Annotated in this window: 8 protein-coding genes; all 8 read left to right on the plus strand. The window is 56.9% G+C overall.

Translation table 11 applies throughout. The features are described 5' to 3' along the window. The 8 genes from GJT30_04505 to otsB all read left to right on the plus strand — a co-directional run bounded on the left by GJT30_04505 (position 1) and on the right by otsB (position 15,822). Positions 1–2,451, plus strand: a complete 2,451-nt coding sequence (locus GJT30_04505; GenBank protein ID MSM38870.1) for a DUF3536 domain-containing protein — start codon at positions 1–3, stop codon at positions 2,449–2,451. After that, entirely contained in the window at positions 2,448–5,444 is a 2,997-nt protein-coding gene (locus tag GJT30_04510; GenBank protein ID MSM38871.1) for a malto-oligosyltrehalose synthase, read from the plus strand. Before GJT30_04505 ends, GJT30_04510 begins: the two co-directional genes overlap by 4 nt. 70 nt (positions 5,445–5,514) lie before the next feature. Beyond that, complete coding sequence (malQ, locus tag GJT30_04515) at positions 5,515–7,026, plus strand: 4-alpha-glucanotransferase (protein MSM38872.1); 1,512 nt, start codon at positions 5,515–5,517, stop codon at positions 7,024–7,026. Next, positions 7,016–10,357 carry a maltose alpha-D-glucosyltransferase gene (gene treS / locus GJT30_04520; GenBank protein MSM38873.1) on the plus strand — a complete coding sequence of 1,114 codons (3,342 nt, stop codon included), beginning with the start codon at positions 7,016–7,018 and terminating at the stop codon, positions 10,355–10,357. The genes malQ and treS overlap by 11 nt, the downstream gene beginning before the upstream one ends. 28 nt (positions 10,358–10,385) lie before the next feature. Beyond that, positions 10,386–11,996, plus strand: a complete 1,611-nt coding sequence (locus GJT30_04525) for a TIGR00341 family protein (GenBank protein MSM38874.1) — start codon at positions 10,386–10,388, stop codon at positions 11,994–11,996. Between the two features lie 285 nt (positions 11,997–12,281). Beyond that, on the plus strand, positions 12,282–12,746 hold the full coding sequence (locus GJT30_04530) for a MarR family transcriptional regulator (protein MSM38875.1): 465 nt from the start codon (positions 12,282–12,284) through the stop codon (positions 12,744–12,746). A 71-nt stretch (positions 12,747–12,817) separates the two neighbouring features. Next, a complete protein-coding gene (locus GJT30_04535) occupies positions 12,818–15,046 on the plus strand; it encodes a trehalose-6-phosphate synthase (protein ID MSM38876.1) in 2,229 nt (742 codons plus the stop codon). After that, positions 15,043–15,822: a trehalose-phosphatase gene (gene otsB / locus GJT30_04540; protein ID MSM38877.1), complete on the plus strand. Its 780-nt coding sequence runs from the start codon at positions 15,043–15,045 to the stop codon at positions 15,820–15,822. The genes GJT30_04535 and otsB overlap by 4 nt, the downstream gene beginning before the upstream one ends. The last annotated feature ends 26 nt before the right edge of the window (positions 15,823–15,848 follow it).

The raw sequence follows: 15,848 nt of genomic DNA on the forward strand, positions 1-15,848 counted from the left end.
ATGGAACGGTTCCTCTGCATACATGGCCACTTCTACCAACCCCCCCGCGAGAACCCCTGGCTGGAGGCAATCGAAATCCAGGATTCGGCCTTTCCTTACCATGACTGGAACGAGCGGATAACCGCCGAGTGCTATGCCCCCAACACCGCCTCACGTTTTCTCGACGGCGAAGGCCGCATCACGGGGATCATCAGCAACTATGCCCGCATCAGCTTCAACTTTGGGCCGACACTGCTCTCCTGGATGGAGAAGTTTTCTCCCGGCACCTATCAGGCGATCCTGCAGGCCGACCAACAGAGCATTGCCTGGCGTTCCGGCCACGGAGCGGCCCTGGCCCAGGTCTATAACCATATCATCATGCCCCTGGCGAGCCTTCGCGACAAGCAGACCCAGGTCCGCTGGGGGATCAGGGATTTCGAGCACCGATTTCGCCGCTTCCCGGAAGGTCTCTGGCTTGCGGAAACCGCCGTGGACACGAATACCCTGGAGGTACTCGCCGAGGAGGGCATCCGCTTTACCATTCTCGCCAGCCACCAAGCGGGAAATGTGCGGAGGATCGGCTCCGGCAGATGGAAAGAGGTCACCGATTCGCGCATCGATCCTTCCCGCGCCTATCTCTGCCGGCTTCCCTCCGGCCGCACCATAACCATTTTCTTCTATGACGGCCCCATTTCACAAGCCGTGGCCTTCGAAAAACTGCTTCGAAGCGGGGAACAGTTTGCGGAACGGCTGGTGTCGGGCTTTTCGTCGCACCGCAAGCATGCCCAGCTGCTGCACATCGCCACCGATGGAGAAACCTACGGCCACCACCACCCATTCGGCGAAATGGCGCTGGGGAATGCCCTGAATCATATTGAGGGGAGAGGCCTGGCCCGTCTCACCAACTATGGCGAATACCTGGAGCTGCACCCCGCCACCCATGAGGTGCAAATAGTGGAAAACAGCTCCTGGAGTTGCGCTCACGGCATCGAGCGCTGGCGAAACGACTGCGGCTGCAATTCGGGGGGGTGCGGCGACTGGAACCAAGAGTGGCGCCGGCCCCTGCGGGAGGCGCTGGACTGGCTCAGCGGACATCTGGCGACCTGCTACGAAGATGTAATGGCTGGATACCTGACGGACCCGTGGGCTGCGCGGAACGAATATATCGATGCCATGCTCGACCGCAGCGAAGAAAACGTGGCCGCCTTCCTGCTCGAACATTCTCTGCGCCCCCTGGATGAAGATGAGACGGTGGCCGTTCTCTGCATGCTGGAGATGCAGCGCCATGCCATGCTCATGTACACCAGCTGCGGGTGGTTTTTCGACGAGCTGTCTGGGCTCGAAACCGTCCAGATCATCCGGTATGCCGGCCGAGCGATTCAATTGGCGGAGAAATACTGCCACCAGGAGATCGAGACCGGATTTCTCCGGCGCCTGGAAGAGGCAGCGAGCAATCTCCCCGAACAAGGTAACGGGGCCGAAATCTACCTGAGATTTGTCAAGCCCGCCATGATCGACCTGATCAAGGTCGGCGCCCATTTCGCCGTCAGCTCCGTGTTCGAGGAGTACGGCGAGGAAACCGGCATTTTCAGTTATCGCGTTTTCAGGGAGGATTTTGTCCTTCTCACTTCTGGTCAGATGCGACTGGCCGTGGGCAGAGTCTACATCCGTTCGGCCATTACCCGTGAAGCCGACCGGATCAGCTTCTGTACCCTCTACTTCGGAGGCCACGCCCTGAACTGCGGGGTGCGCTCCTACCTCGGCGAAGAAGCCTACCTCGCAATGGCCCAGGAAATTGTCACCGCCTTCAATGAAGCCGACTTCGCAGCCATCGTCAGGCTGATGGACTCCCATTTCGGCATGCACACCTACTCCCTGAAGGACCTGTTCCGGGATGAACAGCGCCATATCCTCCAACTCATCATCGCCGGCACGCTCCAGGACTTCGAGGACAAGTTCATCACCCTCTACGAAAACAGCCGGAGCCTGATGGGATTCCTCCGGGAAACCGGCATGCCGGTACCGCATCGTTTCATGACCACCGCCGAGACCGCCCTTAATCTCCTCCTGCAAAAGATGTTCAGCTCGGAGACGGTCGATGTTGCCAGACTGAGAGAAGTTGCCGCAGAGATCGCCACCTGGGGAGTCGGTCTCGATGCGGTGGCGCTCGAGTTTATCATTCGTCGCAGACTTGAAACTTCGATGACAACAGTGCTTGCAGAACCGGACAATGTCGGGCTCCTGGCAGAACTTCTCCTGCTCGTCGAAGCGGCAGTCTCTATCCCGGTGAACGTCAACCTCTGGCAGACGCAAAACATGTACTTCAGCCTGCTGCAATCACGCGTTGCCCTCCCCGGCTCTGGCGGCGATGGGGCAGACAAGAGTTCGCTGGGACAGATGCTCGTGGAGCTTGGGCATCTGCTCTATTTCAACGTACCTGCCGTCTTGGCGGCAGGAAATGGTGACCTATGATCGGCAAAGGGCTCAGAATACCGACTTCGACCTACCGCCTCCAGTTCAACGCGCAGTTCCGCTTCGACGATGCACGGGAAATCGTCCCGTACCTGCACCGCCTCGGCATCAGCGACCTCTATGCGTCGCCCTATTTCAAAGCCCGGCAAGGAAGCATGCACGGCTATGATATCCTCAACCAGAACAGTCTGAACCCCGAGATCGGCACTGAGGAGGAATTGGAGGCGCTCAGCGCCGTATTGAAGGAACGGGATATGGGGCAGATTCTCGACATCGTCCCCAACCATATGTGCATCGAAGGAGAAAACGAACTCTGGCTGGATGTGCTGGAAAACGGGCCCAGCTCGCCATTTGCGCGCTTTTTCGATATCGACTGGCATCCGGTAAAAAAGGAACTGGAAAACAAAATCCTCATCCCGATACTGGGCGACCAGTACGGTGCGGTACTCGAAAACGGCGAGTTGCAACTCTCCTTTGCCGAAGGCGCCTTTTTCGTCTCCTACTATGAGCACACACTGCCGATCATCCCGAAAACCTACAATAATATCCTGACGCTCGACATTCCGAGCCTGGAACAGGACATCACCACAGATGCCCTCCAGTTCCAGGAACTCATGAGCATCGTTACCGCTCTCAAACACTTGCCGCCAATCACCGAGACAGATCCGGGGCGGATCGCCGAGCGCTACCGGGAAAAAGAGATCGTCAAGCGACGCCTCTGGAACCTCTATCAAAACAGCATCGCCATCAGGGAGTACATCGACCGTTCCGTCTCGACTATCAACGGCACCAAGGGAGAGGCACGCAGCTTCAATCTGTTGGACGCGCTGCTCTGCGAACAGGTCTACCGCATCTCCCACTGGCGCGTCGCCACCGAAGAAATCAATTACCGGAGGTTTTTCGACATCAACTCCCTCGGCGCCATCAGGATGGAAGACCCCACTGTCTTCTACCAGACTCACAGGCTCATCTTTTCGCTGGTCGCTGCAGGGACGGTCACCGGATTGCGCGTTGACCACGCCGATGGACTGCAGGACCCGGAGGATTATTTCCGCAGGCTTCAAACCGCCTGTTTCATCAGCATGTACAGCAGCCCCCCCGAAACCCGGCAGAAGGATGCAGGTGACGAAGAGAGCGAGGCAGCGCTGCAAGAGAAATATGACCTGATTGTTGCGGCAAATCCTTCCTACAAGCCGTTCTACATCATTGGAGAAAAGATCCTCCTTAAATCGGAGAAGCTGCCTGAATCATGGCCGGTGTTCAGCACCACGGGGTACGATTTCGCCAACCAGGTCAACGGGCTGTTCGTGGACACAGGACAGGCAAAAGTCTTTGAAACGCTCTATACACGCTTCATGCAGCACCGTATCGATTTCCAGGATGTGGTCTACGAAAAGAAAAAACTTGTCATGCAGGTGTCCATGTCGAGCGAGATCAACACCCTGGGCCACTACCTGAACCGCATATCGGAACAGAACCGTAATACCAGAGACTTCACCCTGAACAGCCTGATCAAGTCGATCGTGGAGGTGATTGCCTATTTCCCGGTCTACCGGACCTACATCTACAGCTTCGACGTCACGGAGCGGGACCGCCAGTACATCGAATCAGCCACCGGCAAGGCACGGCGGCAGAATCCGGCCACCAGCGCCTCGGTATTCGATTTCATCCGCGACGTCCTGCTGCTCCGCTTCCCCGACTCCTTGCTCGAAGAGCACCGTCAGATGTGGCTCGATTTCGTGAAGCGCTTCCAGCAGATCACCGGGCCGATCATGGCAAAGGGGATCGAGGACACCGCCTTTTACCTGTACAACCGCCTTGTCTCGCTGAACGAGGTGGGAGGAAGTCCGGAGCGGTTCGGCATTACCCTGGAGGCATTCCACGGCCAGAACATCGAACGGTGCAAGAATCGCCCACTGGCATTGCTGGCCACATCGACCCATGACACCAAGCGGAGCGAGGATGTGCGGGCACGTATCAATGTCATCTCCGAAATGCCGGAGCGTTGGCGGGAGGGGCTTTCCCGCTGGAGCCGCCAGAACCGGAAACTGAAGATGGTCGTCGACGGCAAGCCGGCGCCGACCCGCAACGAGGAGTACCTGCTCTACCAGACGCTGATAGGTGCCTGGCCCTTCTGCGGGATCGAGGCAGAAGAGTTTTCCCGCTTCCGCGGCAGGATCAAGGAATACATGCTGAAGGCAATGCGCGAGGCCAAGGTCCATTCCAGCTGGATCAATCCCCACTCGCTGCACGAGGATGCGGTGATCTATTTCATCGACTCGATCCTGAAGGAATCGCGACACAACCATTTCCTCTACGATTTTGCATCGTTCCAGAAACTGACCGCCGCCTGCGGTATCTTCAACTCCCTCTCCCAGACTCTGCTCAAGATCGCCTCGCCGGGCATCCCGGACTTTTTTCAGGGGAACGAGCTGTGGGATTTCAGCCTGGTCGATCCCGACAACCGCCGTCTGGTCGATTTCCATACAAGAGTGGAGGCTCTCGACGGTCTGCTCAATCTGGAAGAGACCGCAGGAACGCTGGAAACGGCGAGGCAGGTCGTTGCCAGCCGAAACGACGGCCGCATAAAGCTCTACCTCACCGCCAAGGCGCTCAATTACCGTCGCGACAACAGGTCGCTGTTCGAATCCGGCCGCTACCTGCCGCTCACGGTCGAAGGAGCCCGGCAGGAGCATGTCTGCGCCTTCGAGCGCTCGGACAACAACCGGTCGGTCCTTGTGGTGGTGCCGCTCTTTACTTCCCGCCTGATCGAGTCAAGCGACGGACTGCCGCTGGGGCCGGAGGTCTGGCAGGATACCCGGATCATGCAACCGTTTGACACGGCGTTAAGCCGCTACCGTAACCTGTTCACCGGCGAGATCCTACCGCTCGACCAGGAAGAGGGGCGACTGAGCCTGGCTTTGCACCGGATCCTGGCGGATTTCCCGGTCGCACTGCTGGAACGTCTGGACCGTTCCGGCACCGCCGCCTAGGCATGACCGGTGCAGCACTGTACGACAAATGAATCATGGAATAATCACCAGACCTGACAGGGGAGCATCTATGCTCAACAAACGAGGAGCCGGAATCCTGCTCCATCCGACTTCGCTGCCCGGTCCAGGCGGTATCGGATCTCTGGGAGCCGATGCACGGCGGTTCATCGATCTGCTGCACACAATGGGTATGACCTACTGGCAGGTGCTGCCGCTTGGCCCTCCTGCCTGCGGCAACTCCCCCTATTCCGCCCTGACCGCCTTCGGAGGCAACCCGCTCCTGCTGGACATCGAGCAGATCGTTGTCGCCGGAGACCTTGCCGCTGCCGACAGTGACCCTGCAGATCTTCCGGCAGGCCGAGTCGATTTCGGCATGGTGACGACACGAAAGATGGAGCGGCTCCACCGGGCCGGCTCCACCTTTCTCGCCCACAAAGGGTCACCCCGCGCAGATGCTTTCCACACCTTCTGCGAAACCACACCCTGGCTGCACGACTGCGCCCTCTTCCTGGCGTTGAAACGCCATTACAATGGCATCCACTGGGAGCAGTGGCCCCGGGAGATCGCCTGCCCCACAGCCGCAATACGCGAACGCCTTTCTGCGCACTTCGCCCATGAGGTCGGGGTACAGAAATACCTACAGTGGCAGTTCTCGCAGCAGTGGCAGGAGCTGCGCCGCTATGCCAACGAGCGCGCCATTGCGATCATCGGCGATATTCCCATCTTTGTCGCCCACGACTCAGTCGATGTCTGGACCGACCGGGAGCTTTTCCTTCTCGACGACTCCGGCAGACCGACGGTGGTGGCAGGCGTCCCCCCCGACTACTTCAGCGCAACCGGCCAGCTCTGGGGCAACCCACTCTATGACTGGAATGCCCTGGAGCGGGATGGCTTTCGCTGGTGGATCGACCGCTTCAGATCGACGTTCGAACTGTTCGACATTGTCCGCATCGACCATTTCCGCGGCTTCGAAGCAGCATGGCAGATTCCGGCAGACGAACGGACGGCCATCTGCGGCGAGTGGGTCACCGGGCCCGGCGAGAGGCTGTTCGATACCCTGCGTGCTTCCCTGGGAGAGCTGCCGATCATTGCCGAGGACCTGGGAGTGATCACGCCGGAAGTGCTGACGCTACGTGACCGTTACCGCTTTCCCGGCATGAAGATCCTGCAGTTTGCCTTCGATTTCGAGCAGGATGACCGGGATCTGCCGCACAACCATGTCATAAACGGCGTCGTCTATACAGGCACCCACGACAACGACACCAGCAAAGGCTGGTATGAAGCACGATCGGATGCGGAACGACAGGAGATGTGTGCATACCTTGGGACCCGGGGCGACGACTGCGTCGGCGACCTGATCCGGGCAGCGCTCATGTCGGTTGCCAATACGGCGGTCATCCCGTTGCAGGATCTCCTGAAACTGGGCAGCGAAGCCCGCATGAATATCCCCGGCACCCCTTTCGGCAACTGGGAGTGGCGATTTACCTGGGAGATGCTCCCGAAAGACCTGGCAACTTCCGTACGCACCCAGCTGGTGCGCTACGGCAGAGCAGAACAAGGAGAAACTGCCCATGCGTCATGACGATCCGGTACTGGAAGACAATCCCTTTTGGTACAGGGATGCCATCATCTACCAGCTGCACATCAAGGCGTTCTCCGACTCGGATGCGGACGGCATGGGAGATTTCAACGGCCTGATCGGCAAGCTCGATTACCTGCAGAAGCTCGGCATCACGGCAATCTGGCTGCTCCCCTTCTACCCCTCTCCGCAGCGCGACGACGGCTATGACATCGCCGACTACTACAACGTGAACCCGAGCTACAACACCCTGCGCGAGTTCAAACAGCTGCTCCGCGCAGCCCATAGCCGCGGTATCCGGGTGATTACCGAACTGGTTCTCAATCACACGTCTGACCAGCACCCCTGGTTCCAGCGCGCCCGCCGAGCCAAGCCGGGTTCCGCGCATCGCGATTTCTATGTCTGGAGCGACACACCGGAAAAGTACCATGAGGCGCGCATCATCTTTCAGGATTTTGAGACCTCCAACTGGACCTGGGACCCGTTGGCCAAGGCCTATTACTGGCACCGCTTCTACTCCCATCAGCCCGACCTCAACTACGACAACCCGAAGGTGCAGGCCGAGATGCTGCGGGTGATAGATTTCTGGATGCGGCTCGGGGTCGATGGTGTCCGGCTCGATGCGGTCCCCTACCTGTTTGAACGGGAGGGGACCAACTGCGAAAACCTCCCAGAGACCCACGCCTTTCTCAAGAAACTGCGGGCACATCTGGACAGCTCCTTCAAAAACCGCATGCTGCTCTCGGAGGCCAACCAATGGCCGGAAGATGCCGCCGCCTATTTCGGTAACGGGGACGAAAGCAACATGGCATTCCATTTTCCGCTGATGCCGCGCATGTTCATGGCCATCGAAATGGAAGACCGCTTCCCGATTGTCGACATCCTCGACCAGACGCCGACCATCCCGGAAGGCTGCCAGTGGGCCATATTTCTCCGCAACCATGATGAGTTGACCCTGGAGATGGTAACCGACGAAGAGCGCGACTACATGTACCGGGTCTACGCATCCGACCCGCGGGCACGCATCAACCTCGGCATCCGCCGACGCCTGGCCCCGCTGATGCGCAACAACCGCCGCAAGATCGAACTGATGAATATCCTGCTCTTTTCCATGCCGGGAACCCCCATCATCTACTACGGTGATGAGATCGGCATGGGCGACAACTACTTCCTGGGGGACCGCAACGGTGTCCGAACCCCCATGCAGTGGAATCCGGACCGGAATGCGGGCTTCTCCCAAACCAGCCCCCAGAAACTGTTTCTGCCGGTCATCATTGAACCGGAATACCATTATGAATCGATCAACGTGGAGAACCAGGAGCGAAACACCTCGTCGCTGCTCTGGTGGATGCGCCGCACCATTGCCATGCGCAAGCGCTTCAAGGCATTCGGCTTCGGCAACCTTGAAATGCTCTCCTCCGACAATCCAAAGGTATTGACCTTCATTCGCAGCCACGAGGAAGAAAAACTACTGGTTGTCGTCAACCTGTCCCGCTTCTCGCAGACGGTTACCGTCGATCTTTCACGCTATGCCGGCATGACCCCGGAAGAGGTCTTCAGCCGCAATCGTTTCCCCATGATCCAGGAGACTCGTTACCACTTCACCACCGGGCCATACGATTATTTCTGGTTTGCTCTGCGCAGCAATGAAGCACGGATAGAACCGCCAGAGGGTGTGCAGAAGCTGAAACTGCGGGAGGGAGCCCCTTGGGTGAACGTCCTGAAAGGCAAGGCAGGGGAACGCCTCTGCAGCATGGTGATTCCCAATTATCTGCAGCGAGTCTTCTGGTATTTCGGCAAAGGCCGCACCATCAGCCAGGTCAGCGTGATCGAAAGCTTCCCGTTGAAACAACATGAACGGCTGTTTCTTCTCGCGTTCATTCAGGTCAACTACACCGACGGCGTACCGGAAATCTACCAGCTCCCCCTGACCTGGCTGCCGAGCGAGCGAGTTCAGTCGCTGATGGACAGCCACCCGCTGGGGACCATAGCCCCACTCGCGATAGGAGATGCCGAGGGGATTTTGTGCGATGCGATCTACCTGGAGGAATTCCGCGAACTGCTCTATGACCTTATAGGGAATCAAAGCAAAATACATGGTGCAAACGACTCACAACTGGTTGGACGGCGAGGCAGCTTTCTCACAAAAAACCAGCCGCCAAGGACGGAGCTGTTCCCCGGCAGAGTTACGGTTGTGGAACAGAACAACTCCAGCATACTGTTCGGCGATCATCTGTTGCTCAAGATGTACCGGAAACTGGATGAAGGAATCAATCCCGAACCGGAAGTTCTCCGTTTCCTGGGGAGCAAGACGCGCTTCCGCAATGTGCCATCCTATGCAGGATCGATACAATACCGCGCTCCCGGCGGCAGGACATACGACCTCGGCGTGTTGCAGACCTATATATCCTCCCATGGCGATGCCTGGCGGAACACCTTGACCAGCCTCACCCAGTTTACTGAGCACATTTTGTCCCATAAACACGATCTGCCGAAACTCCCGGACCGGCTTCCGACACTCCTGGAAGTTGTCGACAGTGGCATCCCGGATCAATATCGTGATCTCGTTCGCGGGCTCCATCTGGAGATGGCCCTGCTGCTCGGCCGGCGCACGGCGGAACTGCATCGGGCACTGGTATCGGCAACGACAGAGAACGAATGGAACATGGAGGAGTTTTCCTCTCTCTACCAGCGTTCGATTTTCCAGTCCATGCGAGGCCTGGTGCGAAGGAATTTCCAGGTTCTTGCGGCAAAACTTCAGCGACTGCCTGCAGATGTCCAGCAACGGGCCGGGCGTATACTGGCATCAGAACAAGAGATTGTTGCCTGTTTGCAAAAAATTACCGATCGTCGCCTCCCAGCCATGAAATGCAGGATCCACGGCGATCTCCATCTCGGTCAGGCGCTTTTCACCGGCAAGGATTTCATCTTCATCGATTTCGAGGGAGAACCTGCCCATTCTCTCGGCGAACGCAGGCTGAAACGCTCACCGCTACGGGATGTAGCAGGAATGATCCACTCCTTCCACTATGCCGCCATGACTGCCCTTCTTCAGCATGGTGCCGCTCACCCCGACGACATCCCCTTACTCGAACCCTGGATGGAAGCCTGGTACGTGTATGTCAGCGGTTCATACCTGAAGGCCTATCTGCACGCAATGAAGAATTCTCCCCTGGTACCGGCCAACAGGGAGGATATTTCGATCATGCTGCGCTGTTTCCTGTTCCATAAAATGGCCTACGAACTCGGATACGAATTGAATAACCGCCCTGACTCGGTCGATCTCACGTTGCGGGGGATAGAGATCCTGCTGCAGGAATGTCGCTGTTCATGATCGTGGGTAGGATAAGAGGAGATTCATGATAAAAAGTGCCCATTTCCAGTATCTGACAAAAAAAGCGAAGGATTTTCTGGCACTTAAAACAGAGATGGTCAATCATCAGGCAGTGGTGAAAGACGTTGTATCCAGTGTCGAGCGTTCCTGGATCTACTATCTCATGCTGATGATGGCAGGCCTGATTGCGTTGCTCGGGCTCCTTACCAACAGCGTGGCAGTGGTGATCGGCGCCATGCTGATCTCTCCGCTGATGGCTCCGATCATCTCTTCGGGTCTGGCCCTTACCATCGGTGACCTCCCCCTGGCCCGGCGCGCCTTCCGCACAATTGCCATCAGCGTTGCCCTGACCATCGCGGTCAGCGCCATTGTTACGGTTATATCTCCACTGAAGGAGCCTACCGCAGAAATCCTGGCACGGGTCAGACCCAATATCTACGATCTCTTTGTGGCGGTCTTTTCCGGGATCTCTGGTGCTGTGGCGCTCTGTACCAAACGAAACTACCTGATCACCGCCACCGGCGTAGCCGTAGCCACCGCGGTCATCCCCCCCCTGAGCGTTGCCGGGTACGGCCTCGGAACCGGACAGTTGATGCTGGCACTGGGAGGATTTCTGCTGTTTTTCACTAACTTCGTGGCAATCGTCATCACCTCCGACCTGGTCTTCTTCACCATGGGATTCCGCACCAGTCACGTAGATACCATTCAGTATTCCCAGCGCACCCGGTTACTGATCATTGCGGTGGTGCTCCTGCTGATCTCGATCCCTCTGGTCTACACCCTGGTGGTGGATCTGAAGCGATTGAATACGAAAAAACAGATCGAACGGGTGTTGAAGGCAGAACTCGACAAGGAACATGAATCACGTATGACCGGCTATGACTATCAGACTCTTGATTCCGGCTCTGTGGTCGCGGCCTCGGTCAATACTGTGCATTTCATAGATAAACAGACGGTAAAGAAGATCGAAGACGCGCTGCGGGCCAGGCTTGCCATTCCGGTTGAGCTGCAGCTGGAACAGGTGATAGTCGCCTCGGAAAGTCTGCCGGCAGCAACGGACATACGTGCGTTCAGGTCTGACAGCGCAACGGGAACACCACGCCTCGAAACGACCGCCGAAATATCCGGCAAGGTCGGGGGGATGGTGGCAAAGACAGAACATGAACTGGCAGTGGCATTAGCCCCATTCCCGGTTCTTGATACCAGGCTGGCCTTTGCCGGAAGAACGAAACCCCTTCTGGTTACAACTACGCTTCAGCGCGACTTTCCGGTAAGTGACGATGAAAGATTAATACTTACACGCCAGTTGGAGAAAGCTCTGGGAGTACCCATTGAACTTTCCGTTGCCATGACCCCGCTGTTGCCGACGCTCCATTTCACCAAGGACAGCTCACTAACGCCAGAAAGTGTTAAAGCTCTCAGTATCATCAAGCAGTTACCGGAAGGGCCATCAAGGTATCGGTTCTCCCTGGAGCCCTACACGCGTAAGAATATTCGAAACATCGCAACATTGCGAAATTACCTCAACAAAGAGCTTGCCGTCCCCGAAAGCTCTCTGGCACTGAATCAGCCGACTTCACATGCAGCCGCTTCTGCAGGGTTGTCGCTCAGGATTGTACGGCATGCGGATGTCAAATAAACAGCAGATAGATAGATGGACATACATTCAGCCCCTTGATTCCGCTGTAATTCAGCGGAGATGCTTTGTATTCCCCTCAATCGGAACAACCGTTTTTTCACATAGTACCACTGCCGGCATTACCTATCCGGCTGGACATTAGAAACAACCTCTGCAGCAGGTTGTTTCTAATGTCCAGACAAGTACGAAATCAAGTCTTGACGAGATGTACCTTCATCATTATGATTAGCAACACATATAATTAGCAAGGCTAATTAATTTATCATTGTAATTCCTGGAGATACCATGGGCACCGAACGAGAATCTATTCCCCATATAATCGATAATTTAAGGCGCGTTTTTCAGGCGATTACCGAGTATTCGAAAACAGCAGAACGTTCAACCGGCTTGACCGGACCGCAACTCTGGGCTTTGAAAATCCTGGCCACTGCCTCTCCCATGAAGGTTTCCGATCTTGCTCGCCAGATGTACCTGCGTCCTTCAACAGTTGTTGGAATCCTTGATCGGCTTGAAGGAAAACAACTGGTCACACGGACCCGTTCGATGACGGATCGCAGGGCTGTGGACCTGTATCTTACCGAGAAAGGGCACGAGTTGGCGACAGAAGCACCCGAAGTTGCCCAAATCATGCTGGTGAAAGGGCTAACCGCGTTAACCGAAGAAGAGTTCTGTACTGTTGAAGAAGGAATGAAGCAGATGGTGAAAATGCTCGGAGCTGAGGATATTATCCCGCAACCGCTTCACAGTTGATTCAAGGCACTCGCGGGCGTGCCACGACCGGCAGGTGCAGAAATGACGCATTTAAAGAGGTGTACCGAACCATGAAACCTTTCCGCTCACTTCGACTTTCTCTGCGATTCATCGTGCCACTTGTCATTGCGTTGACCCTGTTGGCCTATGCCGTCGTTCCCCTGGTTGACCAGCTCACCCTGCGCTGGTTCATCCGTGATATGGATATCCGGTCCCAACTTATCGGCAACACCCTGCACGACCCGCTGGTCGAACAGCTCCGCATGGGAAACAGGAAACGAATCAATGACCTGCTGCTGCGGGCAACACAGGACGAACGACTGCTGGCTCTCGGCTATTGCGATGGCACCGGAACGATCCTCTATCACACTCCCTCCTTTCCTAAATCGCTCGGCTGTACCACGGAGACGGCAGTCAATGCACTGCACAAGCTCCCCCAAGGGGCCGTTCACGTGGCTACCTACCCCCTTGCGCCGGAGGGGGGACAAAACGGTACCTTAATCCTCGTCCACGACATGAGCTTTGTCGAGCGCCGTAGCGCCGATACCCGCAAATATGTTATCCTTTTCTTTGCCTTTCTCAGCATCGTGGTCTCCTTTATTACCGTATTCGTCGCCCATCTGAGCTGGCGTGGCTGGATGGAGGGCGTGCAGGCGATGTTGCGCGGCGAAGGGATTCTGAAGCCATTTTCACAGCCAGCTGTTGCATCGGAATTGCAGCCCCTGGTTGGCGATTTGAAGGCACTCCTCAGGTCGCTCGACACCGAACGGCGCTTCGCCGACGACGTCACCATCACCTGGAGCCCCGACTCTCTCCGCACCCTGCTTCACAAGCAGCTAGCCGGGGAACGGATCATCGTCGTTTCCAATCGGGAACCGTACATCCATAGCAGAAAAGAGGAGCGGGTCGAGGTTCATCGCCCGGCGAGCGGCCTGGTGACAGCTGTCGAACCGGTTATGCGGGCCTGCTCCGGCACCTGGATCTCTCACGGCAGCGGCAGCGCCGATCGGGAAACCGTGGACAGGCATGACCGAATCCAGGTCCCTCCGGAGCATCCCGAATACACGTTGCGACGTATCTGGCTCACCAAGGAAGAAGAGAACGGCTATTACTACGGTTTTGCCAACGAAGGTCTGTGGCCCCTTTGCCATATCGCCCATGTCCGTCCCATCTTTCGCTCCAGCGACTGGCAGCAGTACGTTGCCATCAACCAGCGATTTGCCGACGCGGTCGTCAAGGAAGCGGACAACGACGACCCGGTCGTCCTGGTCCAGGATTACCACTTCGCCCTGTTGCCGGAGATGATCCGCAAAGCCCTTCCCAAGGCAACCATCATCACGTTCTGGCATATCCCCTGGCCGAACCCCGAATCGTTCGGCATCTGCCCCTGGCGGGAACAGCTGTTGCGAGGCATGCTCGGCAGCACGATCCTCGGGTTCCATACCCCGTTCCACTGCAAGAATTTTCTTGAGACCGTGGACCGCTACCTGGAGACCCGCATCGAGCACGAATCCTCCACCATATCCCGACGCGGCAAGCTGACGATGGTGGAAAGCTACCCGATCTCGATCCAGTGGCCCCCTCCCTGGCAGGATTCGCAACCATCTGTTGAACAATGTCGTGCAGAAGTCCGCCATGCACTGGGACTGCCACTGGATCACAAGATCGGGATCGGTGTGGACCGTCAGGATTACACCAAAGGGATCCTCGAGCGGTTCAGGGCCGTTGAAAAGCTGCTGGAGATGCACGAGGAAATGATCGGGAGATTTACCTTTATCCAGATTGCCGCACCGACCCGTTCTGCGCTTGATGATTACCAGGCATTCGAGTCACAGGTCCGGAATCTCGCGACTCGCATCAACCAGCGCTTCTCGAAAGAGAACTGGCAGCCGATCTGCCTCAAGGTAGAACACCACTCCCCTGAAGTAGTGAACCATTACTACCGGGCTGCTGATGTCTGCATGGTGACAAGCCTGCACGACGGGATGAATCTGGTGGCCAAGGAATACGTTGCCTCTCGCGACGACGAGCAGGGGGTGCTCGTCCTGAGCCAGTTCACCGGTGCGGCCCATGAGCTGCACGAGGCGCTCATTGTCAATCCATACCATATCGAGCAGACCGCTGAAGCCCTGGACCGCGCACTCAGCATGCCCGACTTCGAGCAGCGGGAGCGCATGCGCAGCATGCGTGCGATGGTACGTGACTTCAATGTCTATCGGTGGGCCGGACGAATGCTCCTGGATGCAGCCCGCGTCCGCCAACGGGAGAAATTGGCCTCCAGAATCGGAAAAGACACGTGACCGCGGTCTATCTCTTCAACGAAAAAGCGCTGAAGGTTTTTGGCAGTTATATTGGGCCGGACACCCTTTTTGCCTTCGATCTTGACGGCACCCTTGCCCCGATCGTTGCTGAATACTCTGCAGCCATGGTTGCCGAACCGGTCCGCTGTGCCATGAAACGGCTCGTCAAGCTGGCAAAGGTCTCGGTGATCACAGGCAGATCAAGAAAAGATGCCCTGGCTATCCTCGGATTCGAACCACATCTGCTCATTGGCAACCATGGCGCCGAATGGCCGATCGGCACGGAATCACGGGACCAACGATTCGTGCAGACCTGCACTGGCTGGAGAGAGCAGCTTCTGGAAGGACTCAAGGAGATCCGGGGAGTAGAGATCGAATTCAAGGGAGAATCGCTTACCGTCCATTATCGCAAGGCAACTGACCCGGAAAGGACCCTGGCGCATGTCAATGCCGCGATTGCGCAGCTCACACCCGAGCCGAAAAGAATCGGCGGGAAATTCGTCGTCAACCTGCTCCCCATGGAGGCACAGACCAAAGGAGAGGCGCTAGTGGCCTCGATGGAGAGACTCGGATTAACGCGATCCATCTTTTTCGGAGACGATCTGACCGACGAGGAGGTCTTTCAACTGAAAGATACCGATCTGTTCGGCATTCATATCGGCAAGGACGACCGAACCGCTGCCCCCTATTACCTGAACAGCCAGTCTGAACTGCTCGGGCTCCTCAATTCGATAGTCGGAATCCTGGAATCACAATACAATAACAGGGGAGAGTGACCTGCCGCTCCGCTGAGAAGGATACA

Origin of the sequence: Geobacter sp., from assembly GCA_009684525.1 — a bacterium.
Lineage (GTDB): Bacteria > Desulfobacterota > Desulfuromonadia > Geobacterales > DSM-12255 > Geoanaerobacter.